This window comes from Puia dinghuensis (assembly GCF_014642875.1).
Classification (GTDB): Bacteria; Bacteroidota; Bacteroidia; order Chitinophagales; family Chitinophagaceae; genus Puia; species Puia dinghuensis.
The window spans coordinates 736,911-763,887 of sequence record NZ_BMJC01000001.1; the positions used below are offsets into that span (position 1 = coordinate 736,911).

Consider the following 26,977-nt stretch of genomic DNA (forward strand, 5'->3'; position numbering starts at 1 on the left):
GCTTTTGCAGGCTTATGCTTTAGCAACGGCTTTGGTCAGGTTGATGGATTTGACCCAAAATACAAAGGAAGCGATGGCGGAGAGCATCAGGGAATAAGCAAGCACCAGTTCGCCTTGAACATAAAAAGAAGAGCTGATGACGTAGACAAAAACAATGGCTGCGAGAACGAGGATGGTAAAAAGAGCTTTCATACTGGGTACGTTTTGGAATGATTAAAGACTATGATTAAATAAGAGTTACACTATTGGAGGTAGCTCATAGCCATTGGAGACCCGGTATTGCAAAGGATAATTGAAGAAGATCGAAAGGAGTAATTGAAAGCCAGGAATAATAAAAATAAAAAGAGGTGATTCGCGGGAGATTGGGTACGATAGCGGTTTGTCGGGGAGATTGGAATCGCTGTGTGAAGGTGATGTAAAAGTAGGGTGCGTTTTTCAACCTTGCAAGTTTTTCCCAAAAATTTTTAAAAAAAGGTGCCCCTTTGCGTGAGGCACCTTGTGCATTCCCTTCATTTGCTGCGCTATACAATTGCAAACCCGATGGAAAGGATTGTGTACGGCAGATCGAGATCATTACTATAGATCGTCCTTTCAAACGGTTGCAGGACCAGCACATAACCGCATTTGGCCATTTTTGATGTGTCCATGGTCCAGGGTTCGCCGGGGAAACCGCTGAAAACAAGGGAGGTGGTGTCCCTCTCGAGCGTTCCGCCTGGCGGAGTGGTGATACCGCCCGAACTAAGGATGGCGCCTGAATTTGCGGGCAGGACATAGAGCTGGGCTTCGGCAAAATAGGTGTGGACGGCCCTGAACAGACCGGCAAACGAAGTACCGGCGGTGACGCTGATGCACCCTCCTGCCCCATTAAAGATCATATCCACATCATATGCGGTATCCAGGGTGGCGCCGCCGCTCATATAGTTGTGGAAAGCGCTGTTCACCGAATACTGATGGTTGTTGACGATGATATTGACAGCGGCCGTCCGCACAAAGGTGGCATGTGTATGGTCGGTAGTATAGATCACCCGGATATAATAGCTGCCCTGGACGGGAACTGCCGCGGTGTGCCAGGTGGCCAGCATGGCGTAGTATTCATCGATGACGGTGCCGCCCGAAAAATCTTCGAGGTAATGGAACCAGCCGTCGGTGGTGTTTTGGGTCACCACGTTATCATAATAGCCGGTGCCGGGGTTATACAGATAAAAGATCTGCGAGAGCGTCACCGGCTGCCAGTCCGCGTCGTTGAGGCTGTCGAACGAACAGAATTCCACCCGGTAGTCGACTGTACCCGCAGGCCCCGAATTGTTGAACCTGCCGGCTATGCGGATATCCGCGCCCCAGGGCCGGTTGTTGAATGGCGTGATGACGGGGCTTGCAAAGCCATAACCATTGTTTATCTGGTTAAGGGGTACTGAGCCGATGTCGTGGTAATGGAAGCCGATGTTACCACCTATGGTTTCGAGTGCGCGGAGCAGCACCCGGACATCCAGCCGGTTGCCCCAGTAATTCAGTTCGTTTGAGTTGGTCGTAGACGGTGGGATATCCCAGGAGAGCACGGCCCTGATGCCAACCACATTCTGGGTCTGACAGGCTTTGAGATGACTGGCCAGGTCGAGGGGAAGGCTGACGCAATAATAGAGGCCATCGGCCGAAAGACCGGTGATATCGTGTACACCTACCTGCGCGGTGCCGAGATAGGAGTCGAAGCTGCCATTATTATTCCAATCGGCCCAGAAAGCCACATATTCTACAGAACCCGCCCAACAAAGACCACCGCTATACCCTGCCTGTTTTTTGACATGGATGACAGCCCCCAGCGTGTCCCTGTCGGCGTTGAGCCCGACGCAGGTCACCTCTTCAAAGTCCGTATTCCCCTGTGACTGGAGCAGGAAGGCGGCCAGCGACTCCCAGTTGAAATCCATCTTTTTGAAATAGTCGGCCTGGAAGCCGGGGACGGCAGCTGCCGGTGCTGCAAGGGGTTTCAGGGCCGGATAGACCACTTTATACAGCGACCGGTGGGCAGGGATCTTGAGTTCGGTATAGCTGGTCTGTAATTGTATGAAGTCGGCGGTCTTATCGGCTGCTTCCGGGATAGGCTGATGGAGATCGAATTGCTTTAGCAATGGCATATCGATGGCTATCTTCTGTGCCTGCAGGAAGTCGATGAACAACCAGGGGCGCGGATTCAGCTGGATCTGTGCCTCTTTTGCATTACCATAGACGATAGATTGGTTGGGATCGGTGTTGGGCACGCTGTTCCAGGAAAGGATGGCCTTCACCTTTGGCAGCACCGGGCTCAGACAGATGCGCCTGTGCTGGGCATCATCCAATAGGATATAGACCATATAGCTCAGGGGATGATGGATGCCGGGACCTGGCGGAGTCTCGGGGACATCGAAAACGCTAAAGCTGGTGAGACCGGCATCGACATATCCGCTGCCCCAATCGACAAAAAAACGGATATATTCGGTAGAGCCGAAAGTGCATTGGCCGCCGGAGTACCCTGTCGTTTGCTTGATCGACACAGTGGCCTCCAGTCTTGACTGGGCAGGGTTAAACCCGATGCAGTTCAATTCTTCCCAGAAGGTGTCTCCACTCTGCCCGGCGGGGATAGGAACCTCGGCTATCTTATTCAATAGGAAAAGTTGCCGTGCTTGTAAATGCACGGCTTCGCGTGACAAATCGGTGTTTGACATAACGTTTGGTTTTTTGTTTGAAGGCGATACAGTACAGGATGGTTCACGCGAATGAGTGAACAGGAAGAAAGGAGGTGTGGTGGTAAATGTGAGAGTAAATTTACCCTGGAAAAAGGACGGGTGCAATACCATTTTGTGGTGATTCTGCGTATATTGCTTTATGTCTTCTCCTGCCAAAAACGTTGCCACCTGGGGATTGCTCTTTATTGCGGGTGTCATCTTCTTCAGCGTTGGGGTTCTCGCGTTTATCAACCCGATGAGCAGCTATGTGAAGCTGACGAAATTCGCCGGTATAGGTCTTTTGCTGAATGGCGGGCTGCTGCTGGCCATGATCATTATCCGGCCGATGCGCCCGCGCGAACGCAACTGGCTGCAGGCCGAGAGCATCCTGCATCTCTTCTTTGGCATCCTTTTCCTGTTGAATCCTTTATTAGCTTTTATCGCCCTGCCCTATTTCATCGGCTCCTGGCTTTTCCTGGTGGGGTTGCTTAAGATGCTGGCGGCGCTTGCGCTACGCCACCGGCTTGGCAGATGGGGTTTCATCGTTTTTGTGGGGTTGATCTTCTTTGTATTTGGCTCGCTTCTCCTGTTCAGTCCCTTCGCCCGGGCTACGAGCATTACGCTGATCATCGGCTGCTTTGGCATCATTATGGGAGCATTTTATATGATCGATGCATTTCGCTACCGGAAGATGGAGGATACCCTGGATATGTTGTTGTAACTATTTTCCTATTTTTACGGCTAATTCATATTCTTACATATGAAATATTTTCTTTTTATAGCCATAAGCCTTTTGACTATCTGTGATCTTCACGCCCAGGATACGACAAGATCGCCGGCGAAGAAGGCGGCGAGGGAAGACTCGGCAAGAGGTGGGCGAAGAAAGAGCCAGATCTACCGGGAGGCTTTCAGACATGTCCGGCGCAAGTTCGACTCCACGCTATTTACTACTGCCCCGGTGCCCACCACCAGCGACTATGCAGAAGACCTGGAAAAGGTGTACGAGTTGCTGAGCAAGGTGCCGCTGATCACCGAATCTTTCGATCAATTGGGCGACATCGATAGCCAGCTGGACCAGGAAGATTCCGCACTTACCATTATTAAGGAAAGGATGGCGCAGGACGACCACACGCTGAACGTCCGCAATCTCCAGATGTTCAATACCCTGCTGGACGCCTTTGCTTCCAACGTAAAAGAGTATTCCAGGACCCTCAACCATTACGATACAGCCCTGGAAGGGATAAGGAAGGAGATCACCGGCCTGAGGAAGGATACGCTGATCTTGCATGTCTTCCGGGATACGGCCTTAAAAGATACATTCCAGTTCCAGTTGCAGCAGTTGAAGGGCAAGTGGCGGGAAGCGGATAGCCTCATCGCCCTCAACGGGAATTATATCAATACGCTAAAATCCGAGGCTTCCGCCAATACCATTACTATATCCGACCTCACCTACCGGGTGGATGAAGCCTTAGCGGATGTCGGTAGCAAGGCTTTTGGAAAGGAGCGAAGATATTTGTGGGAGCCGCGAACAGCCGCTGCAAAAGCCTATTCGGCGAATAGTTTGCAGAAATCTGTCGACAGCGAACGGCAACTGGCCCGCTTCTATTTTGCCAATAACCGCACCCACCGGCTGTGGCTGCTCATCACCGGGCTGGTGTTTTTCTTATGGGTCTGGTATAACTTTCGCACGCTGCGACGGATGAAGCGGCTACAGGTTACCAGGGACCTTCAATTTGCCTTTGTCAACCCCTACCCTGTCGCTGGCTCCTTCGTCTTTGTCCTCAGCCTGGCGCCCTTGTTCGATCTGCATGCGCCGGCCTTCTATATCGAGTCCGTCGAATTCCTGCTGATGATCGTGCTCACCTTCATCCTGAAGAAGCACTTGTCGCGCTATCTCTTCCTGGGCTGGTGTATTTTTCTTTTCCTCTTCCTGCTGTTGCCCATTATCCGCATCCTGGGGCTGCCGCTTTCTGCACAGCGCTGGGCCGAACTGTTTGTCGACCTGGCTTCATTGGCCTTTGGGTCGTATTATGTCTTCAGCAAGCGGCGGATGAGCGGGCAGTTGCGCTTTGTTTATGCGGCGGCTGGGCTCTACCTCACGCTGAACCTGCTGGCCGTCGTCTGTAATCTTTTCGGCAGGGTGACGCTCTCCCAGATCTTTGGCGCTACGGCAGTGTACACCTTTGCACAGACCGTCTCCCTGGCGGTTTTTGTAAAACTCATCATCGAAGCCTTTCTGTTACAGATCGTGGCCAGCCGTATCCGCAAGGGTTACCCCGAGACCTTCGATCTGGCTGCCGTCACCCGGTCGCTGAGGCGCTTTGCCCTCTTACTGGCCATCTTCCTTTGGCTGGTCGTTTTCTTCACTAATCTTAACCTGTTCGATTCTTTGAACGACCTGCTGACCGATTTCTTCACCAGCTCGCGGCAGATAGGCAATTTCTCCTTTACCATTGGGGGCCTTTTCCTCTTCCTTGCCATCATCTGGCTGGCCAATTTCCTGCAACGCTTCATTGCCTATTTCTTTGGCGACACCGGGGATGATGCTGCTATGGATGACCGCGGGCAGCGTTCGCGGTTGCTGATCACGCGGCTTATCCTGCTCATCGGGGGGTTCCTGCTGGCGGTGGCCGCCTCGGGGCTTTCCGTCGACCGGATAACGGTGATACTTGGCGCCCTTGGTGTCGGCGTCGGCCTGGGTCTGCAGAATATCGTCAATAATTTCGTCTCTGGTATCATCCTCATCTTCGACCGCCCCGTTCGTATAGGGGACACCGTTGAATTAGGCGACAAACGGGGCCGGGTGAAAGAGATCGGCATCCGCAGCAGCACCCTGCTCACCGATGAGGGTGCGGAAGTCATCATACCCAACGGGGATGTGCTGTCGAGCCGTGTCGTCAACTGGACCCTGAGCAATAACAATATCCGGCTGGCGCTGTCCTTCACCATCGAGAAGCCCGCCGATCGCGAATCGATAGAACTGGACACGATCAAAGACATTATCCGCCAAAATTCCAACGTATTGGAACGAAGGGAGCCGGAAGTAATTATCAATTCCCTCACCTCCAAGACCGAAGAGATAAAGGTCTATTTCTGGATAAAGGATATTTCCAAATCGCAGTTTACGACAAGCGAGATCCGAACGAGCATTTATCGTCACCTGGATGATAAGGGTATTGTCGTGGACTGAGGGGTAAAGAGCCAGCTTTCTTCGCCGCATTGGGCATTGTTACCATAGCCGCCGGCCAGCAGGATGTCTCCGCTGTGCAACAGGGTAGCCGTAGACAAGTAATAGGGATGATCAAAGGCGGCCACCACGGTGAAACGGCCATCGTGCAATTGTTCGATGTGCTGGTCACCGCCGAACACGAGGATGTCTCCGTTCTTCAGGGTAATTATGGAGTTGCCGAGCTTGAACCGCTCGAAATTCAGCTCCGGTCCACGGGTAAACCGGTTCGTCTTCGGGTCGAACACGTCGGTGCTGTTGTATTTTCCCCGCCAGTCGCGTCGGCTGATGGCCCTGGGTTCCCCCGGCGATGAGGATGCGGCCATCCGGCAACGCCAACGCGGTACCATTGAGGTCGAAGGGGGCCGGTTCGCCTGTTTCGAACTTCCGGGTGACGGGATTGAAGAATTCCACCGACGTCCGGAGATCGCCAGAGCCGCCGATGATCATGACTTTTCCGTTGGGCAACGAAGAGCTCAAGCCAGGCGCCGCCATAGCGTACGAGCAATATCGGTGTGATATCCTGGACAAACTGCGGGAAGGTTTCCCACTCGATATAGAGGTTGAAAGCCGTCATGGCGGCGGCCATCCCGATGACAGCCAACAGCACCCTCGACAGCAGCACTTTTAGCGGGAGCTCGAGCCAGTGAAAGCGTAACAGCAGCGAACGATAACCGGTGGTAAGCGCAACCCCGGCGATGATGAGGCCGGCGCAATACAGCAGGGCCTTATATGCGTTGTCGATATAACCGACGCTATTGATATAGAAATAGAAGCAGGAATAGACGCCCCAGCCCAACCACTGGCAGACCCAATATCGCTTCGATGGAGATAGCATAAAAAAACCCCGGCTGGTGGGGCCGGGGTTTCTAAATTAGGACATTTTTTAGTGATCTTTATCCACGTTGTTGAACTTATTCGTGTAGAAGTCGATCTTGTCCTTGATATTTTTCTCCTGGTAGATGTTGGTCAGGAGGTCGTAAGCATCTTTCAGGGCGTTTTTCTCATCCATCTTGAGTTTTCCTTTGGAGCCCAGGTCTTTGTCCACCTGCTCGAAATAAGGAATGGCTTCGTCGAATTTCTTGCCGGCGGCGATGCGCAGATCGGCTCTCTTCTTTATATCATCGGGGGTCTTGCCCTTGATCGTCTTTGTCGATGACTGCAGGTCTACGGCGGCATTGTAGGATATCTGACCAAGCACCAGCGCTGCCTGGGGATAGTCAGGCTCCAGTTCGAGGCATTTCTTCAGCATTTCCTGCGCCTTAGAGATAAGGGCATCGTAGTTGGCAGGACGATGACCCGAAGAAGTGTCGTTGGCATATTGATAAAGCTCGAGACCGTAGTTGAAGTGGAAGAGATGATTCTTCGGGAAGTGTGCCACAATCTGGTCGTATTCGGCCCAAAGGGAGTCCTTGTTACCTTTTTCGCGGAGGATATCCAGGCGGGTGCTTGGCCAGAAGAGGTCGTCGGGGTATTGGGTTTCTGCCAGGGCCAGGTATTTCTGGGTGTTGGCGTCATCCTTTTTTGTATTGTAATAATCCACCAGCCATTTGTAGATGTCGATCATGTTGGTACCGTTGATCATTGCGATCTTTGCATCGGCCAGCTTACCATAGTAAACAGCGGCGGTATCCTTCTTATTGGCCTTTTCGGCAGAGATACCGGCATAAAGGGTGGAGGTGGTATCGATGGGCAGCTTGGTCCAGCCTTTGGCATTCATATAGCCGGAAGCACCGATGGCGCCGGTGAAATTCTTCAGGGCGTCGTCATATTTCCCGGTGTTGTAGTCGTTGGCGCCTACCTGGAAGTACCCCTGGTATATCTCGTTTATCGGTTTGAAGCCATCCATCTGCAACAGCAGGAGTTTCTTGTCCTTTTCGTCGAGGTCTACATATTTCTTCAGGGCGTCGAATGCCTGATCGCGGGCGTCGGGGAATTGCGCACGCAACTGATCGTTTGCCGCAATCGCGTTATATACCTTTAACTTGGTATACCATGCTTCGGCGTTCTTTTGGGTCTTGTCGGAGGTCAAGGCGCCGTCGATCTGTGTTTTGGCGTCGGTGACCTTACCGGCCTTTAGCAGGTCTTTTGCCTTGTCGACGCTTTGTGCAAACAGGCCCATACCAATCATGGCAAGGAATCCACTCAGGAAGAGTCTTCTCATTTTATTGAATGTTTGTTTAGATATACAATGTGGCTCGTGGATTCTCGCCTTTGGGGTTTTGGCTAAAATAACCCCTCGGCGATAATCAGCTAATGTCGGCCCTTCGGGCAACGAGCCTGTGGCTCGTTAGGCTTCCGGGGCCGGCTCGGCGCCTGGATCCGCAGGAAGGGAACCATGACCATTACCGTTGCCGTTGGTCTCTTCTTCCAACTTATCCAGTTTGGTGATAGCGGCGATCTCATCGTTCTCATCCAGCCGGATGAGCTTGACGCCCTGGGTAGCCCGGCCTTGTTCGCTGATGCCGGCCACCGACATCCGGATGGTGACGCCGCTTTTACAGGTGATCATAAGGTCGTCTTCAGACTCGGTGACGTCCAGAATGCCCACTAATTTACCGGTTTTCTCGGTAACGCTAATGGTTTTTACGCCTTTCCCCCCGCGGTTGGTGATGCGGTATTCGTCGATGGGGGTGCGCTTGCCATATCCTTTCTCGCTGACCACCAGCACCGTCCGGGCCTTATCCTCCCTATTGACACAGATCATGCCAATCACCTCATCTGTTGCATCATCAACTTCGATGCCAGCCACGCCGATGGCGCCACGACCCGTCGACCGTACTTTTTCTTCCTCGAAGCGGATGGCCCGGCCACTTTTTACGGCCATGAGGATCTCGCAGTTGCCGTCGGTGAGCCGGGCTTCCAGCAGGATGTCGCCTTCGACGATGGTGATGGCGTTGACCCCGGTTTGCCGCGGGCGGCTAAAGTCCTCGAGCGAGGTCTTTTTGATAACACCCTGTTTGGTGCAGAGCACGATATGATGGCTGTTGACAAAGGCTTCGTCCTTCAGGTCTTTTACATCCACGACGGCGCGGATCTTGTCGTCGGGCGGCATCTGGATGAGATTCTGGATGGCGCGGCCCTTACTGTTCTTATCCCCTTCGGGAATTTCATAAACGTTCAGCCAGTAGCACCGGCCTTTCTCGGTAAAGAAAAGGATGGTATGGTGCGTGGAAGCTACAAAAAGGTGTTCGATATAGTCTTCTTCCCGGGTGCGTCCCCCAATGGCGCCACGGCCGCCGCGGCGCTGCTGGCGGTATTCGGTAGCCGATGTCCGCTTGATATAACCCAGATGGGAGATGGTGATGACGACATCCTCTTCCCGGATAAGGTCCTTTATGCTGACCTCGTTGTCCAGGTAGGTGATCTCCGTCTTGCGCTCGTCCCCGAATTTATCTTTTACCTCCAGCAGCTCTTTGCGGATGACCTCGAAGCGCTTGGCTTCGTCGGCGAGCAATTCTTTCAGGTAGGCGATCAGCTTCATCAGCTCGTCGTATTCTGCGCGGATCTTCTCTCTTTCCATACCGGTGAGGCGCTGGAGGCGTAGTTCGAGGATGGCTTTTGCCTGTATTTCGTCGAGGCCCCAGCCGGCGTTGATCAGTCCTTCCTTGGCCATTTCCGGTGTGGAGGAAGCCCGGATAAGGGCGATAACTTCGTCGAGATGGTCGAGCGCAATGAGATATCCCTGCAGTATATGGGCCTTCTTCTCGGCTTCCTTTAATTCGAACTTTGTCCGGCGGGTGACCACATCCATCCGGAATTCCACGAATTCCCCGATCATCTCCCGGATATTGAGGGTCCGGGGCCGGCCTTTCACCAGGGCTACGTTGTTGATGCCGTAGGAGGTCTGGAGTTCGCTATGTTTGTAGAGCTGGTTGATGACGACGTTGGCCACCGCATCCCTTTTCAGGTCGATGACAATGCGCGTACCTTCTCGCTTGTTTGACTCATTATTAAGATGCGCGATGCCTTCAATGATCTTCTCATTGACCAGTTGGCCTATACGATCGCAGAGGGCGTCGCGGTTCACCTGGTAGGGCACCTCGGTGACGATGATTTGTTCTCTTCCGCTGGCCTTGGTATCTACTTGCAGTTTGCCGCGGAGCACTACGCGACCACGTCCGAAGTGCATGGCGGCCTTGACGCCTTCCATCCCGTAGATGATGCCGCCGGTGGGGAAGTCGGGCGCTTTTATATAGTGCATCAGCTCTTCGACGGAGATGTCCCCGCGTTTGTCGATATAGGCTAAGCAGCCATCGATCACCTCCGACAGGTTATGGGGCATCATATTGGTGGCCATCCCGACGGCGATGCCGCTGGAGCCGTTCATCAGCAGTTGGGGGATCCGGGTGGGAAGGACGGTCGGTTCTTGTAGAGAGTCATCAAAGTTCAGCTGGAAGTCCACCGTTTCCTTTTCGATATCTTCCAACATATATTCAGCCTGCCTATGAAGCCTTGCTTCAATATACCGCATGGCCGCGGGACCGTCCCCGTCCTGGTTGCCGAAGTTACCCTGGCCATCTACGAGGAGGTAACGCATGCTCCATTCCTGGGCCATGCGGACCATGGCGTCGAATATCGACGCGTCGCCATGGGGATGGAATTTCCCCATCACTTCCCCGACGATACGGGCGGCTTTCTTATACGGTTTGTTGCTGTTGTTGCCGAGCTCATTCATGCCGAAGAGGATACGGCGATGTACGGGTTTGAGCCCATCCCGGACATCCGGCAGGGCGCGGCCAACGATGACCGACATCGAGTAATCGATGTAAGCCGTTTTCATTTGCTCTTCGATATTTACAGGGACAATGCGATTGTTATCCTGGGTCTCAAGCGGAGTGCTGTTATCTTCCATATTCAATGTTGCCACCACGTGGGTGGGGGGATGGCAAATTTACCTCTTTTGGCCCTGAAAACCCGCTCTCAGAGGCCTTTTTTTAACGTTTATTTTCCACTAATGTGGATACCTTTTCACCCCATGCCGGCGCTCGCTCCGGCATGCCAAGGCTACTCCAGCCAGGCCCCTTTTACCGTGTCTCCATCCACTTCGACATAGATGTGTTCCTGCAGGGTAGTGGACAGTGACAGGCCCATATAATCCGGTTGGACGGGAAAAGCCTTATGGCTTCTCTCCACCAGCACGAGGGACTCGATCTTGCGGGGATGGAAGTCCAGGAAGGGTTTCATCGCATAGAGCAGGGTCTTGCCGCTCATGGCCACATCATCGATGATGATGATCACCTGGTCGTCAAAAGGCAGGGATTCACTGAGCGTGACGGACCCTGGCCGCTTCTTGTCAAGACTGATGGAGATGAGGCGCGTGGAGAGGCGGTCGCCGGCTATTTCCTGCAGATGTTGCTGGATGGTGCGGGCGATGACGCTGCCGTTGTCGCGGATACCGGCGAGGATCAGTTGCTGCTCGCCGGCATTGTTCTCCAGTATCTCGTATGCCATGCGGCGCAGCTTCTTCTCGGCCACCTGTTGCGTAAGGATGTAATTTTTCATTCCGGCACCAAATTACTGCAATCCTCCAAATCACTTATCTTAGCCCAGCAATAATTTTTCGTTATGGTCCTTTTTCAGCAGATCGCTTTCGTCCTGGCCCTGGCCGTGGCCACCGGCTTGTTCGTGAAAAACATAAGGCAGATTCGCCGGAATATTCTCCTGGGAAAGGACGAACCCTGCAACGACCATCCGGGTCAGCGGTGGAAGAACCTGCTGCTGCTGGCCTTCGGACAAAAGAAGATGTTCCGCAACCCGCTGGTGGCCATGCTGCACCTGCTGATCTATGCCGGGTTTATCATCATCAATCTCGAAGTGCTGGAAATTGTCCTGGACGGCATCCTGGGGACGCATCGCCTTTTCCATGGGTTTGGCGGCCCGCTGTACAGTGCGCTGATCAATGCCTTTGAATTTCTTGCCGTGGGGGTCTTCTTCTCCTGTTTTATCTTTCTTTGCCGCCGGAATATCCTGAAGCTGCGCCGGTTTATCAGTCATGACCTCGATGGCTGGCCCCGCAGTGACGCCAACTATATCCTGCTTGCGGAGATCGCGCTGATGACGCTCTTCCTGACGATGAATGCCGCCGACACGCTGCTGCAGGCCCGCGGCTACAGCCATTATGCGACGCATGGGACGGGTGATTTCGCCTTCTCGCGATTGCTGCATCCCCTCCTGAATGGTCTTAGCAACGGGGCCCTGGTTACGCTGGAGAGAACCTGCTGGTGGCTGCATATCCTCGGTATCCTGGCCTTCCTCAATTACCTCCCCTACTCCAAACACTTGCATATCCTGCTGGCCTTTCCCAACGCATATTATGCGCGGCTGGAGCCGGAGGGGAAGTTGAGGAATATGCCCGCTATCCAGCAGGAAGTGCTCTATGCGATGCAGCCCGAAACGGCGCCCCCGACGCCTGCCGATGGTTCTGCACCTCCCCCACCCCCCGCAGCGGCTTCAGCCGCTGCCCCAACGGATCGATTCGGCGCCAAGGATGTCTTCGATCTCAGCTGGCGCAACCTGATGGACGCCTATTCCTGTACGGAATGCGGCCGCTGCTCCGCCGCCTGTCCCGCCAATACAACGGGTAAGCTGCTGTCCCCCCGCAAGATCATGATGAGCACCCGCGACCGCCTGGAAGAAGTAGGCCGGAATATCAATGCCAACGGGAGATTCACCGATGACGGCAAGAACCTGCTCAGCTATATTTCGGTGGAAGAATTAAGAGCCTGCACCACCTGCAACGCCTGTGTAACCGAATGCCCGGTCAGCATCAGCCCATTGGAGATCATCGTAGAGATGCGACGCGCCCTCATCATGGAAGACAGCAACGCTCCACAGGAATGGAATGCTCTTTTCGGCAACATCGAGAACAATTTCGCCCCATGGAAATTTAGCCCGGACGACCGGGACAAGTGGACGACCGAAGCATAAGCCGCACCGCCGGCTGTATCGCCGGGCGAGCCGCGCACCGGGTCACGAAACGGTAGAAGCCGGGATGCTTATTGCTTCTTCGCCAGGACGGTGAGGTTCACGATCAGGCTGTTGGAGATGGTGCTGGAACCACCCACCTCGAAATCCCGCCGGTTGATGGTAAAGCTGCCCTTGAACAGATAGTCATCCCCATCGGGGGTTGCATCGAAAGGAAAGGAGATGTCCTTTGTCTTATCCTTGATCGTTAGTTTACCATTGAAGGTATAGTGACCATTTCTGTCGGCACCGGAGACCGAGGTCGAGACGATCCGGATACGCGGATATTTCTCCACGTCGAAGTAGGATGCTGCCTTCAGGTGGCTGTCCCGCATGTCATTGTCCGTATTCACCGAAGCCGCGTTGATGCTGACGTCAAAGCTGTCCTTCTCCGCTTCCTTTGCATCGAACCTGATGCTGCCATCCAGCCCGCTGAAGCTGCCCTTTGTATTGAAGCCAAGATTTTTAATGACAAATTCCACTGACGAACCCTGATCAACAGGTTTATACACCTGGGCAAGGCCGGTGATGGAAATCAATACCGCGCCCAAAATTCCAAAGAAATACTTCATGCCTGAACGAGCTTTTGTAGTTTTTTAACATCCAGGAAGCATATCTCCTGGCGATTGTAAGTGAGGATACCTTCTGTTCCGAGTTCATTGATCATCGTCGTCACCGTCTGGCGGCTGCTGCCGATGAGGCTGGCGATATCTTCATGTGTAAGAAAGTTGGGAATGCAGAACCCTTCGGCCGTATTCTCACCCAGGTTTTGTTCCACCAGCTGCCAGAGGAAATGAATGAGGCGGGTCTTTACATCCTTGTTAAGAAGATTGACCAGCCGGTTCTCGATATTGCGGAGCTTGGCGCCCACCTGTTTGCTGTATTTCAGGGCCAGATCGGGCCGGTTCTTTAAGAGGCGTTCAAAGTCGTCGATATTAAAGGCGCAGATGCTGACATCGTTCTTATACGCCTGGGCGAATTCCCCGTGGAGGTTGTTGCGTTCGAGGCTGAACTGCCCGAAGAGCTCTCCCTTCTGGATGATCTCTTTTACCTTTTCGTTGCCCTCGTCATCGATGTAGCCGATCTTGATAGTCCCTTCCTTTACGAAATATATCTTATTATGATTGTATGCTTCAAAATAAATATATTCCCCCTTTGGGACTTCAAGGACCGAATGCTCCACCTTCAGCTCTTTATATTCTTCATCGGACAGCTGGCACCATAAATCATAATTGCGAATCCATAATAGGGTATCGTCCCCGGCCATATCTATAAGTCATTTAGCGATTAAAGTTACGGGTTTCAACCATTTTTTGAGGTAATGCTATAGATTTACGAAAAATTTATCGCTATGCAGGTACCTACGATGGCCGAATTGCTGGCAAAAGGGGAAAGTCCGGATATCTTGTTCTGGGTCGGCTGTTCGGGCAGCTATGATCAGCGCGCCCAGAAGATCACCAGGGCGTTTGCCACCATACTCGACAAGGTGGGCCTCCGCTATGCGATTTTGGGGAAGGAAGAGATGTGTACGGGCGATCCGGCCCGCAGGGCCGGCAACGAATTCATTTTCCAGATGATGGCTTATCAGAATATCCAGACCCTGAACAATTATGGCGTCAAAAAGATCGTCACCACCTGTCCCCACTGTTTTAACATCCTGCACAATGAATACCCCGAATTAGGGGGCCGGTACGAAGTCATCCATCATACTGTCTTCCTCCAACAGCTTATCGATGAAGGAAAGATCAGGTTAAAAGAAGACGGCCCTTACAAAGGCAAACGCATAACCTTCCACGACAGTTGTTACCTGGGCCGCGCCAATGATATCTATGAAGCGCCCCGCAAGGTGCTGGAAGCCCTCGAGGTCGAACTGGTGGAGATGAAACGTTGCCGCAGCAAGGGACTCTGTTGCGGCGCCGGCGGCGCCCAGATGTTCAAGGAAGAGGAAAAAGGACAGACCCGGGTGAATTTCGAACGCAGCGGCGAGGCCCTGGATACGGGCGCCGGCGTGGTTGCAGCCGCCTGTCCCTTTTGCAATACCATGCTGACCGATGGGGTCAAACACGCGGAAAAGGAAGATGCGGTAAAGGTGCTGGATGTAGCCGAACTCATCGCGGCTTCGATCGCCTAGCCGCCCCTGCTGCCACCGCCCTGCGCATCATGCCCCTGATTGCCCGCCTGAATCCTCCGCCAATTGCTTAATTTTGCATCATGAAAGCACATCATTCCGAACTGATACCCGACGATTTTGCGCCGGATTCGCGGGTCTGGATCTACCAGAGCCCCCGGTTGTTCTTCCTGTCCGAGGCCCTGGAGATCGAAAAAATGCTGGAAGCCTTCGTGGCAGACTGGAAGTCCCATGGTACCCCGGTGAAGGGCTACGCCAACCTGTTCTATGGGCAATTCCTTGTACTGATGGCCGATGAAACAGCCACGGGTGTCAGCGGGTGCAGCACCGACAGCAGCGTACGCCTTATCAAGGATATCGAACAACGCTTTGGCGTCCCGCTTTTCGACCGGCTGATGCTGGCCTTCCGGGTAAAGGATAAAGTGGAGATGGTACCCCTGGCGCAATTGCCCTATGCCCTCGAAAATGGGTTCATCACCCCCGACACCCTCTATTTCAACAATACGGTGCAGACTAAAGTGGAATTGGAGACTAAGTGGCTCATCCCGTTGAAAAATAGCTGGTTGGCAAGCCGCCACCTGAAACCGGCGGAAACCGGAAATTGAAAAATTATTTCATTGAAAGGCACCAACCCCTTACATTTGCCTCCCGAACAAAATTTGCGGAAGTAGCTCAGTTGGTAGAGCGACAGCTTCCCAAGCTGTAGGTCGCGGGTTCGAACCTCGTCTTCCGCTCAAAACGCCTCAAGCGAGGCGTTTTTTTATTCCGGACGATCATCGAATGACTATCACCGTCCCTTTCCTGAATACCGGCTGTTTGGTGACGGGATTGAAATACCGCGCCATCCACACGTAGGCGCCGGCTTGCACCCTGACGCCGCGGAATGTCCCGTCCCAGCCCTCGCCGGGGTTGACGCTGCGGAAGACGAGATCCCCGTAGCGGTCGTAAATATTCAGCTGGAAATTGCTCATTTCACAGGCATGCAGCGGACGGAAGGTATCGTTGTGCCCGTCGCCGTCAGGAGTAAAAGCATTGGGCAACAACAAATCACAGCCGCATTGGGTAAAGTTGATAGTTGCCGTCAGCGTATCGGTGCCGCAGCCGTTCGCCGCGACGACGGTATAGATGCCGGGCTGGATGGGATGGTAGACGTCGCTGTGTGTGCTGTCCTGCCAGGCATACGTATCGGCATTGCCTTTCACCTGCAGCAGAAAGTCTTCTCCATAACAAAGCGTGGTATCCTTTAGCATCGTGACGTCCAGGCTGTCGTCAAACCGCACGGTGACGGTGTCGGTATATATGCATTGCCCCACCTGTGCGAGCACGGCATATTTCCCCGGCTCATAGACGAAATAGGTGGATTGTCCCGTCTGGTTCTGGTCGTTGCGCTGGGGCGGGATGGCCGTCCAATTATACGTTCCCTGCCCGAAATCGGCTTTCAACACCAGGGTGCTGCCTTTACAGATGGCCGTGTCGTGGAAGTCGAGGGGTTTATCGTTTCGATAGGTAACGTTCACGCTGTCAGTGACCTGGCATTGGTTCTTATAGGTGACGAATACCCAATAGTCGCCAGAACTGGTGATCGTGATCAGGCTGTCGGTGGAGCCGGTATTCCAATCATAGGCCGTCGCGCCGGGAATGGAAGCATTGAGTGTGAACACCTGTTTTGGACAGAGCAGGGTATCTGGTCCCATGTCGAAAGGAGGCGCCAGTGGCTGGGAATAGGTGATGGACACGGTATCCCTGTAGACGGCACAACCGGGGACAGTGACAACGGCCACGTATACCCCACCGGGATAGTGCGTGATCAGCTGATCGCCGGTGAAAGGAAGTACGACGCCATTGAGCAGCCAGGTATACGTGCCGTTCTGCGCCGCGGCGGTGAGCTGCAGGTTGGCGCTGTCGCACATGACATGATCTTTGCCAAGGTCGATCTTTGGCGTATCGCTGGCGAAAACGCCGATGCTGTCGGTGACGCCGCAGCCATTGACGCTGACGGTATAGATGCCCGATCGGGTGATATGTACCGTATCGGCATGGGTTGTACTGTCATCATTCCAGGTGTAGGTAGCGCCGGGAATGACGGGGCCCCGCAATACCGTATCGGGGTTCTTGCCACAGACATAGATATCCGGACCAAAATTGAAATTCAGCGGTGTCACGATCGTGATCGTATCGCGGAGAATAATGGTGTCGCTGCCCTGGTACCACACGTCGAGCGAAACATAATATTTGCCGGGTGTGGTAAAAACATGCCGGGGATTTTTTGCCGATGAGCTGTCATTATAACCCGAGCCCGGGTCGCCAAAGTGCCATTCGGTGTAGTCGGGCTTGAAGAAGGTATCCAGCAAAGGGCTCCCGAAGAGAATGGTGCTGCCCGCACACGTAGAGGAATAGTTGATGGTATCCCTGCCCTTCTGAGCGGATGCCCGCGCCGGAAGCAGCGAGGCCACCGAGGCCAGAAAAAAACCAATGACAAATAAAAGGCGCCGCGACATAGTTATTGATTCACTTTTAACAGTGTCCGCACCTGTTGCAGGGACTGATTTTGCAGCCGGGCGTAATACACGCCGGCAGCCAGTCCGCCCGTATTGACGGTGACCGAATACGTTCCCTGGGTATAATCCTGGTCTACTGGCAGCATGATCAGTTTCCCGCCGGTGTCGAACAATTGCAGCAGCGTGTGGCCGCCGTTGGTCTTGAAGGTGAAAGTCGTGCTGTCGGTGAATGGATTGGGCGCGTTGGAGATAAGGCTGTTGCCCAGGTTGTTGAGATCGGTGTAATTGTTACCACAGGCGCTGTTCTTGACAAAGGGCAGATACTGATAATTCTTCAGCAGCATCGTCGTCACATCCGAAGGGGTGACGCAGAACCAGTCCCGAAGGAAGGAGGCATATACCGAGCGGAAATCGTATTGCATGGGAATATTGCTTTCCACATTGGTGCCTGTCAGATTGGGGTTCTGTCCGAGGACACCCGTCTGCGCGGAGTTGCCAAAGATGAATACGGGCTGGGCCGCGCCATGGTCGGTACCCATGCTCCCATTGGAGATGATGCGGCGGCCAAACTCGGAGAAGGTCATTCCCATCACCCGATTGCCGACCCCGAGATATTTCAGGTCGTTCATAAAAGCAGTGATGGCATCCGAAGTCTGTTTCAGCAGATTGGCGTGCGCCCCGTTGGCGGTATCGCCGGGATTCACCTGGCCGCCATGCGTGTCGAAGCCGCCGGTACTCACCATGTAGACCTTTGTCCTGAGACCGCCGCCGATGAGCCGGGCTACGGTCTTCAGCTGGGCGGCAAGATCGTTGTTATCCGGGTAAGGCTGTTGCTGGGTGACTTTTGCCGCTGCGGCTTCGATGACCCCGGCGTACTTGTTGGTTTGTCGCGCGATGGCCCGCAGATAGGTGAGTTCATTGCCCATCGGCGTATTGGGCTCCGGCTCGGTGATGCCGTTGATAAGATTATAAAACTCGGCATCCGTCGGTACGGCCATCGCCGTATTGCCGCTGCTGGCCATGAACACGGGTGAGATGACCGATCCGATCTGGATGGCAAGCGGATCAGGCATGTCGGCATTGGGATAGCCCACGGGGAAATTAGTATAGGTCTGGCCCAGGAAACGCCCGATCCAGCCGGTGTTGAGGTATTGATCCTCGTCCGAGCCCGAGAGCCAGACATCCATAGCCCGGAAATGAGAGCCATCGGCATCGGGATAACCCACCGCCTGCAGGACGGCTAACTGGTCGTTGTCATACAGTCCCTGAAAACCGGTCATGGCCGGATGGAGGCCGTTCTTGGTATCCTGCGACAGCCGCAACACCTTCCCTTCCGGGATGGCGATGTTGCTGCGCGCGGCAAAGTAGTCGCCGTAGTTCTGCAGGGGGATGAGGGTGTTGAGTCCGTCATTGCCGCCCACCAGCTGTACGAGCACGAGCACATGGTCATTGTCCGTTGCGCCTTGCAGCATATCGAAAAAGGGCAGCCGCGACAGGGCGGTTATTTTAAAGCCGCCCAGGAAGGTAACCGGCGCTACAGTGCGGATAAAGTCTCTTCTGCGCATAAGGATATAGATGGTTTACGACAAATGATATTCAGGCAAGTCCATGATATACTTGTACAAAGCCCGCAGTTTTGTATCCACAGTGGTAAACGCCGACATATCGGTGGGCGTAGCCACATAGTTGAGCCAGGCATTGGTCCAGTAAAGATCGTTGGTCAGCCCACCCAGCAGGATGGACTGTTTGATCAGGGTGATCGAGCTGTCCGACAATGGCGGCCGGAGCAGGACGGCAAGCGAGTCGGTGATAAGCTTGTTGGGATCCTGCGGAGCCGGTAACGTGCCCGCAAAACCGACGGCGTCGATGCGCAGGGTCGTCCCGTTCATCATATCCCCGGTGCCAATGAGCAGATCGGTATAGAAATTCCTTTCGGAATAGGTGACGGAATTGATCCATAGCTCGTGATACTGCGGCGCTTCGCGATAGGCATCCCAACCGGCTACCAGGTCGATGACCATCAGTTCTTGCTGAAGGCTCGCGCTGCGCGTGGAAAGCATGCTCCACACGTTGTACTGGCCTTTGGGGTCCGTAGGGACGGTTAGCTTGTATTCCCGGGCCAGACCTGCAAGCAGATCGAGCGGGCTCTTGATGATACAGGCCCCTGAATTCACGAGGTCGTAAAAATGCTGGCTCTTGAACAGGGTGGATAATACAGTAGTGATGTTATAATTACTCTGACGGAAGATATCGGCCAGCGGTGTAATGATATTGTTCTCGACGGTGTCGTCGATGACATAATAGACAAACCAGTTATACAGTTTGCGGCAGATGAACTTCGCAGACTCCTGGGTAGCGAAGAGCATGGCCAGCAACGTGTCCAGCTCACCGGCCCCTGGCGCACCGGAATAGCCCGTGATGACGGTGTTACCATAGAAGGCCGAAAAGGTCTTATTGGTCGTGTCGTGGTTACCTGCCTGGAAGGTATAATTGAAGTTGACATCGACCGTATGACCGGTGAGCACCCGCGCGGCAGTGTGTACGTCGTCCTGGATATAGGCCGAGCCCGAACCCTTGCCGATGGTGTAGAGCTCCTGCAACTCCCGGCCATAGTTCTCGTTGGGCGCCGTCATGGTATTGGTGTTGCCGTTGAGGAAAATGAGCATGGCCGGGTCGATGGTGATCGCCTTTACCATCTGGGTAAAATTGCCCAGGGCATATTGCCGCAGGGTCAGATACTGGTTGTACCAGAGTTCGCAGGGGATGTCGGAGACATGCGCCAGCGCATCCATCGCAAAATGGTTATGCCAGAATAGGGTCATCTTTTCGTGGATGGACCGGCCGCAGTTGAGCAGATTTCCTACCCACCAGGCCTGGAGACTCCGAAGGCGGTTGGTGTTCATCGTGTCATCCTGGTAAAGAAGGCCGGTGCCGATCCAGGTCTGATAGGACGCGACGCCGGTGGCATCGGAACCATAGTTATTCAGCGGCTTCGCAACCGGGGGTGCTGTAGGTTGCAGCAGCTGATCTACCGCTGCCGGCATGGTCAGGTTCTTGAAATAGCCGATGTCCTGTACAGTGGCGCCAAACAGCGTTCTTTTCAGCAGATGCGCGACCTGGGGAGTGTCCCAGACACCAGTATATTCAGTTAGTCCCAGCGGGCTGCCCGGAAGTTTGTTCATGGTATATTGAATTATAGCATTGGCCTGGTTGTGTCGTCCTTATTTCTGAAAAATGGCGATGATGCTGCCATTCGAGAATGTTACGCTGCCGGCGCCACCAGCCACCTTGAACGAAAAGCTGCCGACAATGACTCCATTGTATGATTTGGGATATTTGTCGACTTCAACATAGTTGGTGGAATCCTGCGTATTATAATAGACGTTACCCTGCCCGTCGGTGTAGGTAACGAGTAGATTGCCGCCGTTGAATCGTCCCGTCGTATCGCCGGGGAGCCGGATGGCAAGGCTTCCTTTCTTGCTGGAGGAATCCGGGTATTCACCGGAGATGAGCGTAGTATGCGTACTATCGACATCCTGGATATAGACGAGATCGATGGAATAATGGATGAGGGAATCGTTTGCGCTGAAAGTGATGGCGGATTGTGGCGCAACCTGAACCGCGGGCCCCTGGCTGCTCTTGCTACAGGCAACCAGGACGCAACATAGGAATAAGATAGACTTTAGCGGGAGTCCGTTCTTCATAGTGTTCTGTTTTGGCCGGTCAGATGAGCACGGTAGTGGCAATTTTCAGGCCAATCGGTCTGCTCGTCCAATTCTGTGGAGAAAGATAGTGGATGCATAGGCAATTACTCTTAGATTTTAATCCCCCGTTTGTGTAATTGTTGTTGAAGGTGCATCCAAAGAGGAAACGACCTGTATGAGAATCCGATGGCTAGTCCCCGCCCTGCTGCTGGTGTCTTTTCCGGCCAGCGCCCAGCACCCCCTTTCTACCAGCCCGCGCAAAAGCACTTTCGTCCATGCCTACCGGCTAACCGATGCACAGGCCGGGTATCTGTTCAAAACCGATCTGTATAACTGGGATAAGATCGCCCTGCCGCCGCCAACGGATTCTTTTCTTTCCACCCGGGAGGACGATCCCCGCCTGCCGCCCGGCAACTACCTGTTCATAAAGGCAGTAGAAAGCAACTTGCAGGTCTCTTTGCAGACGATCGGTCTCTTACGCCACCACCTGCTTCATAGCGGTGATAGGGCAGCGCTTGTCCTCCATACATCGAGTGGGAACCCGGTGACCGATGCCGCCGTCTTTGTCCGGCGGCATGCCATCCGGTATGATACCCTTGCCGCATGTTACCCTTTGGGCCGATGGGCAAGGAGCCGGATAGTAAAGGTGGAACACGAAGGAGCAGTATATTTTTTCCCGGTAGATCACGTCTCCCCTGTGGGGCATTCGCGATGGTGGCAGTTATGGCATCCGCAGTACTATCATTACCGGCCGGCGGCATCCAGGCGTTTTGAGAGCCGGTTTCGGAGTTTCTTTGCGCTGAGCAAACCCAAATACAAACCCGGCGACACGGTGTCGGGAAAAGCCTTTATCATGGACAGGAAAGGGCATCCCATCGACCACCCCCTGGCCCTGCGATTGAGCAGCCAGCGATCGTCCGGGACGGATACGATCCTCACCCGCGTAACCCCCTATCGCCCCGGCGGGTACTCGTTCGCCTTTGTGCTGACCGACAGCCTTCGCCTGTCCCTTGACGACACCTACGATCTTACCCTCGAACAGGTGAAAAAGAAAAGCCTTAGCCGCAGCAGGTTCACCTATGAGGAATACGACCTCACTTCTATCCGGCTGAATGCCCGCACCGACCGGGAAGAGCATTATTTGGGTGAGCCGCTGTCCGTTTATCTCCAGGCGTTGGATGAGAACGACCTGCCCGTACCCGATGCCCGGATAGAAATAGACGTATTGTCATCCAACGCTGTTGCCTTTCATGACCCAACCGTCTTCCTGAAAGACACCCTTTGGCATTGGACCCAGACACTGGACCCTGTCGGCGAGACCCGTATCCTCCTTCCGGATTCGATCTTCCCTTCCGCTTCCTTTCCTTATACCGTGGATTGCCGGCTGCTCAACAGCGATAACGAGACCGACAGAAAGCAGCTCGACGTCCGGTATTACACAGACACGGCTCATATCGACATCCATGCGCACACCGACAGCCTCGACATCAGGTATACTATTCGCGGGCGGCCAGCAGCTGCGCAGGCTACCGTAACCGCCTTCACCGCAAAGGAAGAGATCATCGCAAGCATTCCCTTGTCACTGCCGGCCTCACTCCGTGTCAATCCCCTGGCTACCCTCTATGGAGTAAGCGTCGGCGCCCCGGGTGACAGCCTGCGGGCCGATTTTGATCTCAGCACCGAACACCTGGACATCCCCGCTTTTACCAAACGTACGCGGGATACCGTTCTGATCTCGGTGAACAATCCTGCGCGCCTTCCCTTTTGGTATACGATCACCGCCGGCAGGAAGGTGATCCTCCGCGGCTATGGGGATCAATTGCATTATCTCGGGAAGCCGGTCGGTTCGGCTCCATACCATCTTCAGTTGCAATACCTGTGGCAGGGTGATCTGCAATCCCGGCAGATCGATCTGCCCTTTTTTGAAAAGAGGCTGACCATCGATATCCGGCAACCGGAATATGTCTATCCCGGCGAGAAGGTAAACATCGCCATTGCGGTCACCGATGCGGCCGGCCGGCCGGTTGCCGATGCCGACCTTACGGCTTATGCCATCACCGCCAAATTCAAAGAGCAGTCCTGGCCTCATGTCCCTTATTTCGGCAAAAGGTGGCGCAACTTCGTGCCGGGAGGCTATACCCTACCGGCGGTCGACCAGCAAAACCAGCTGTCCCTGCCGCTGGACTGGTCAAAATGGAGTAAGCCCTTTGGGCTGGACACCCTGGAATATTATAAATTCCTCCACCCCGCAACCATTTATACCCAACGGGAAAAAATGCCCGACGGCCTGACGCAGGTAGCGCCCTTTGTCAGCCGGAAAGGCCAGCCGGAGCCTGTGCATATGCTGTATATCGACGAGGAGCTGGTCTATTTCGACGGGGCAGAGCAACAAAGACGATACAGCTTCTCCGCCCGTCCAGGCTGGCACACGCTGCGGTTACGCCTGACCGATAAGGCGATCAGGATCGACAGCTTCCGCTTAGAAGAGGGAATGAAGACCATCATCGGCATCAATGATGACACGGCTAACCAGGCCATCAATATCTGGCCCATGCCGGATACACTCATCAGCTGGGAGAAAGAATCGTTGCAGCATTCGCTTATCCTGTTGCGAAACACCTTTTCGCCCAACTTCGCCACCATCGGGCAGGGTAACGACCGGCTTTACCTGCTTGCTCCTTCCGGCGCTGCCCGGAGAACCTGGCTGACGGGCCCGCTCACCGGCGCCGACGCATTTCTGCAAGTAGAAGACCGGTTTAAGCAATACTTTGAACCGGAGGGCGGATATGAGTTCATCATCAGCCCGGGGTTGATCAAGGAAAAGCAATCGCCCTATCCCTACCCTTTTGCCACGCGTTTATCCCCGGAAGGGGGGCTGCCCGGTCTCGGTGACAGGGTCCTCACCCCTGCTATTGCCGACAGCCTCTGGCAGGACTGGCTCGACGATCGCAGCGCCACCCAGGACCTTTTTCTCAACGAGTATGCCGCTGTTTCCAGCAGCGGGCGGTTGCAGATCGGGGTCCCCGCAGCCAACGACGGCAAAAAGCTCTTTGTTAAAAAAGTTTTTGTCTTCCGCTATGACGATGCCGACTACCTGCGGGTCTTCAAAGGCGAAGCCCGGCAGCTGGGTTCCTATGAGCCGGGAGTCTACCGCGTCATGCTGTTGCTGAAAGGAAATCGCTACCTGCTGCATGATAGCGTGGTCGTCCGGGCCGACGGCAAGAACTATTATGGGTTTGACCGGATACCAATAAAAGAGGCGGATACCTTCAGCATCCGGCTTTCCGGAATGCTCCGCCGGCTGGAGGATCAATGGGTCGACCCGCATAGCGCCGGAATGGACTCCATGCATTTTGTGTTCAACCATCGCTATATGAACGTTGCAGCCTTTGACCAGGAGGTCTCGGGCATCGTCACCGACGACAAAGGATCACCTATCTACGGAGTGTCTGTCCAATTAAAAGGAACCAGCCAGGCAACGGCTACGGATGATAAGGGATGGTTTCATCTCCGCACTCCGTCGCGCGGAACATTGGTGTTCTCCTATGTGGGCTATGAACGGATAGAACGCCCCTTCCTCCACCCCGACCATTACGAGATAAAGCTGCATCCGGTGACAAATGCGTTGAATGAGGTCGTGGTCGTCGGGTATGCCGTACAGCGGAAGCGGAGTCTGACCTATTCCGTTTCCACCGTCCTGGAAGGGAATGTTGCCGGTTTACAGGTATTTGGTTCGCGGGCCGCGGATGCAGATGCATTGGATAAGCTGTATGGCTTTCAGCCAGCGATAGTTAAGATACCGCCGATGCCCGGTCTTGACACCGTCCGAACTGTTCGCCGCCATTTCCGGGACGACGCCTTCTGGCAACCACGGCTGCGCACCGATGAAAAGGGCCTTGCCTCCTTTACCGTCACTTATCCCGATGACATCACCAGCTGGAACGAATTTGTCCTGGCGGCCGATGATCACCGCAGGACGGGTTTTGCGGCGGCGGCCGTCCGTAGTTTGAAACCGCTGAGCGCAAGACTAAGCAATCCCACCTTCCTGGTAGCAGGTGACTCGGCCTTTGTCATCGGAAAGCTGATGAATTACGGTGCGGACACGGTGACGGTCGATCGCCGGTTCAGCATCGATGATCAGCCTGTCGCCGACCGGAAGGTGAACCTGCGCAATGCGCGGATCGATACCTTCCTTGTACATCCTTCCCCAACCCGCGGGCGCTCGACCCAACCGGACTCTATCCGGCTTAGCTATACCCTGCAACGTACCGATGGCTATTTCGATGGAGAAGAACGGAGCATTCCGGTATTACCGGCAGGCGTGAAAGAAACACGCGGCCATTTTGTCCCGCTGGAAGGCGACACGAGTCTGCGGCTCAGCTTCGATACCACCCTGGGCACCGTTCATGTATTTGCCGAAGCTTCCCTGATGCCGGTGATGCTGGACGAGATAGAGCATATCCGGCAATACGAATACCTCTGCAATGAGCAGCTTGCCTCGAAGCTGATGGCGCTGCTTCAAAAAAAGCGCATCTGCCTGCTGCAACAGCTGGAGTTCAAAGAGGAGAAGAACATCAACCAGCTAATTGAGAAGCTGATGCAGGGCCGCCGGGGTAAGGCGCTTTGGGGCTGGTGGGTAGAGGGAGACGGCCTTCCCTGGATCTCGCTGCATGTCACGGAAGCGCTGCTGGCCGCGGAGAAAGCGGGTTACACCACCGGCCTCGACAAGCAATCGCTGATCTCCTTCCTCGTCTATAATTTCGAGAGCGGCACCATGTTCGACCGGCTCCTGGAAGTACGCATGCTGCAGGAACTTCAGGCGAAAGTAGACTATCAGCGGTACGCCGACACTATCGCCAGACATCTCGACCGGCGGAGCCTGTATCAGACCCTGCGCCTTGAAGAAGTCCGGCAGGCGGCCGGATTGCCCACCGGGCTGGACACGCTGGTTGGCCGGTGTCGCTATACCGCCCTTGGCAATTGCTACTGGGGAGAAGACAACCGCGTCTTATTTGACAACTCCATCCAGATCACGTTGCTGATGTACCGGCTGCTACGGCAGGCGGGTGGTTACACCAATATATTGAGGAAGACCCGTAATTGGCTGTTGGAGAAGCGGGGGACGGGTTATTGGCGCAACACCTATGAATCCAGCCTCATTCTCGAAACCCTTTTACCCGACCTGCTTACCGACGGCAGGCCGCCGCAAGCCCCCGTCCTTATCCTCAACGGCCAACGGGTCACCGCCTTTCCCTATCACACCCTGCTGCCCGCCGATGCAGGAGTGGACGTCAGTAAGTCGGGGTCCTTGCCTGTCTACTTCACCGCCTGGCAGCAATTCCAGAACTACGCGCCAGAGAAAGTCGAAGGAACCTTTGTTGTCCGAACCTGGTTCGAACAGGGCGGGACGACAGTCGAGCGCCTCAAGGCAGGCGAACCAGCTGTCCTGACGGTGGAAGTCCAGGCCAAAGGAGATGCCGGCTATGTATTGGTGGAAGCACCTATCCCGGCAGGGTGTACCTATGCTGAAAAAAGCCAATGGTTTGGTAATCAGGAGCTCCATAGTGAGTACTTTAAGAACAAATTGAGTATTTTCTGCCAGGCCATGAGCAAGGGTACGCACGTTTTCCACATCCGGTTACGACCCCGGTGGACAGGGATCTACCGGTTGAACCCTGCCCGGGCGGAATTGCTTTATTTCCCGGTGTTGTTTGGACGGGAGGAGATGAAGCGGACAGTGATCGACTGAGGCCTCGCGA

At 54.4% G+C, this 26,977-nt stretch carries 19 protein-coding genes and 1 tRNA gene; 7 read left to right on the forward strand and 13 right to left on the reverse strand.

Annotation, left to right across the window (positions count from 1 at the left end):
• Window positions 1–12: 12 nt before the first annotated feature.
• Together IEY39_RS02825 and IEY39_RS02830 are read right to left on the reverse strand one after the other, a co-directional pair.
• Window positions 13–192: a hypothetical protein gene (locus IEY39_RS02825; protein ID WP_188928322.1), complete on the reverse strand. Its 180-nt coding sequence runs from the start codon at window positions 190–192 to the stop codon at window positions 13–15.
• 329 nt (window positions 193–521) lie between these two features.
• Window positions 522–2,696: a hypothetical protein gene (locus tag IEY39_RS02830; RefSeq protein ID WP_188928324.1), complete on the reverse strand. Its 2,175-nt coding sequence runs from the start codon at window positions 2,694–2,696 to the stop codon at window positions 522–524.
• A gap of 160 nt (window positions 2,697–2,856) precedes the next feature.
• Between IEY39_RS02830 and IEY39_RS02835 the strand changes: the two genes are divergently transcribed.
• Window positions 2,857–3,417, forward strand: coding sequence for an HdeD family acid-resistance protein (locus IEY39_RS02835; RefSeq protein WP_188928326.1), 561 nt, complete (start codon window positions 2,857–2,859; stop codon window positions 3,415–3,417).
• 39 nt (window positions 3,418–3,456) lie between these two features.
• A complete protein-coding gene (locus IEY39_RS02840) occupies window positions 3,457–5,886 on the forward strand; it encodes a mechanosensitive ion channel family protein (protein ID WP_188928328.1) in 2,430 nt (809 codons plus the stop codon).
• On the opposite strand, the gene IEY39_RS02845 is transcribed toward IEY39_RS02840, so the two are convergent.
• From IEY39_RS02845 to IEY39_RS02865, 5 genes are all read right to left on the reverse strand, one after another.
• Window positions 5,853–6,170, reverse strand: a complete 318-nt coding sequence (locus IEY39_RS02845; protein ID WP_188930420.1) for a Kelch repeat-containing protein — start codon at window positions 6,168–6,170, stop codon at window positions 5,853–5,855. The genes IEY39_RS02840 and IEY39_RS02845 overlap by 34 nt on opposite strands.
• Window positions 6,125–6,760, reverse strand: coding sequence for a hypothetical protein (locus IEY39_RS30315; protein WP_229688743.1), 636 nt, complete (start codon window positions 6,758–6,760; stop codon window positions 6,125–6,127). Before IEY39_RS30315 ends, IEY39_RS02845 begins: the two co-directional genes overlap by 46 nt.
• Window positions 6,761–6,808: 48 nt before the next feature.
• Window positions 6,809–8,086 (reverse strand): tetratricopeptide repeat protein, encoded by a 1,278-nt coding sequence (locus IEY39_RS02855; RefSeq protein WP_188928333.1) that lies wholly within the window; start codon window positions 8,084–8,086, stop codon window positions 6,809–6,811.
• Window positions 8,087–8,212: 126 nt separating this feature from the next.
• Window positions 8,213–10,777: a DNA gyrase subunit A gene (gyrA, locus tag IEY39_RS02860; protein ID WP_188928335.1), complete on the reverse strand. Its 2,565-nt coding sequence runs from the start codon at window positions 10,775–10,777 to the stop codon at window positions 8,213–8,215.
• A gap of 152 nt (window positions 10,778–10,929) precedes the next feature.
• On the reverse strand, window positions 10,930–11,427 hold the full coding sequence (locus IEY39_RS02865; protein WP_188928336.1) for a phosphoribosyltransferase family protein: 498 nt from the start codon (window positions 11,425–11,427) through the stop codon (window positions 10,930–10,932).
• Between the two features lie 63 nt (window positions 11,428–11,490).
• On the opposite strand from IEY39_RS02865, the gene IEY39_RS02870 reads away from it, so the two are divergent.
• The gene (locus IEY39_RS02870; RefSeq protein WP_188928338.1) at window positions 11,491–12,852 is read left to right on the forward strand and encodes a 4Fe-4S dicluster domain-containing protein; all 1,362 of its coding nucleotides are present in this window, start codon (window positions 11,491–11,493) and stop codon (window positions 12,850–12,852) included.
• A 68-nt stretch (window positions 12,853–12,920) separates the two neighbouring features.
• On the opposite strand, the gene IEY39_RS02875 is transcribed toward IEY39_RS02870, so the two are convergent.
• Entirely contained in the window at window positions 12,921–13,460 is a 540-nt protein-coding gene (locus IEY39_RS02875; protein ID WP_188928340.1) for a YceI family protein, read from the reverse strand.
• Window positions 13,457–14,155 carry a Crp/Fnr family transcriptional regulator gene (locus IEY39_RS02880; RefSeq protein WP_188928342.1) on the reverse strand — a complete coding sequence of 233 codons (699 nt, stop codon included), beginning with the start codon at window positions 14,153–14,155 and terminating at the stop codon, window positions 13,457–13,459. The genes IEY39_RS02875 and IEY39_RS02880 overlap by 4 nt, the downstream gene beginning before the upstream one ends.
• Window positions 14,156–14,239: 84 nt before the next feature.
• Here IEY39_RS02880 and IEY39_RS02885 point away from each other — a divergent pair, with 84 nt between their 5' ends.
• The 3 genes from IEY39_RS02885 to IEY39_RS02895 all read left to right on the forward strand — a co-directional run bounded on the left by IEY39_RS02885 (window position 14,240) and on the right by IEY39_RS02895 (window position 15,750).
• Window positions 14,240–15,019, forward strand: a complete 780-nt coding sequence (locus IEY39_RS02885; protein ID WP_188928344.1) for a (Fe-S)-binding protein — start codon at window positions 14,240–14,242, stop codon at window positions 15,017–15,019.
• An 80-nt stretch (window positions 15,020–15,099) separates the two neighbouring features.
• Window positions 15,100–15,621 carry a hypothetical protein gene (locus IEY39_RS02890; RefSeq protein ID WP_188928345.1) on the forward strand — a complete coding sequence of 174 codons (522 nt, stop codon included), beginning with the start codon at window positions 15,100–15,102 and terminating at the stop codon, window positions 15,619–15,621.
• A 56-nt stretch (window positions 15,622–15,677) separates the two neighbouring features.
• Window positions 15,678–15,750 (forward strand) — tRNA-Gly (locus IEY39_RS02895).
• Between the two features lie 39 nt (window positions 15,751–15,789).
• Here the strand turns inward: IEY39_RS02895 and IEY39_RS02900 are convergent.
• From IEY39_RS02900 to IEY39_RS02915, 4 genes are read right to left on the reverse strand one after another with little or no spacing between them, the layout of a single operon-like run.
• Window positions 15,790–17,514, reverse strand: coding sequence for a T9SS type B sorting domain-containing protein (locus IEY39_RS02900; protein WP_188928346.1), 1,725 nt, complete (start codon window positions 17,512–17,514; stop codon window positions 15,790–15,792).
• A gap of 2 nt (window positions 17,515–17,516) precedes the next feature.
• A complete protein-coding gene (locus tag IEY39_RS02905) occupies window positions 17,517–19,079 on the reverse strand; it encodes a DUF1501 domain-containing protein (RefSeq protein ID WP_188928347.1) in 1,563 nt (520 codons plus the stop codon).
• A gap of 15 nt (window positions 19,080–19,094) precedes the next feature.
• Window positions 19,095–20,696, reverse strand: a complete 1,602-nt coding sequence (locus IEY39_RS02910; protein ID WP_188928348.1) for a DUF1800 domain-containing protein — start codon at window positions 20,694–20,696, stop codon at window positions 19,095–19,097.
• Between the two features lie 39 nt (window positions 20,697–20,735).
• Complete coding sequence (locus IEY39_RS02915; protein ID WP_188928349.1) at window positions 20,736–21,218, reverse strand: hypothetical protein; 483 nt, start codon at window positions 21,216–21,218, stop codon at window positions 20,736–20,738.
• A gap of 175 nt (window positions 21,219–21,393) precedes the next feature.
• Here IEY39_RS02915 and IEY39_RS02920 point away from each other — a divergent pair, with 175 nt between their 5' ends.
• Window positions 21,394–26,967 (forward strand): carboxypeptidase-like regulatory domain-containing protein, encoded by a 5,574-nt coding sequence (locus tag IEY39_RS02920; RefSeq protein WP_188928353.1) that lies wholly within the window; start codon window positions 21,394–21,396, stop codon window positions 26,965–26,967.
• Window positions 26,968–26,977 lie beyond the last annotated feature (10 nt).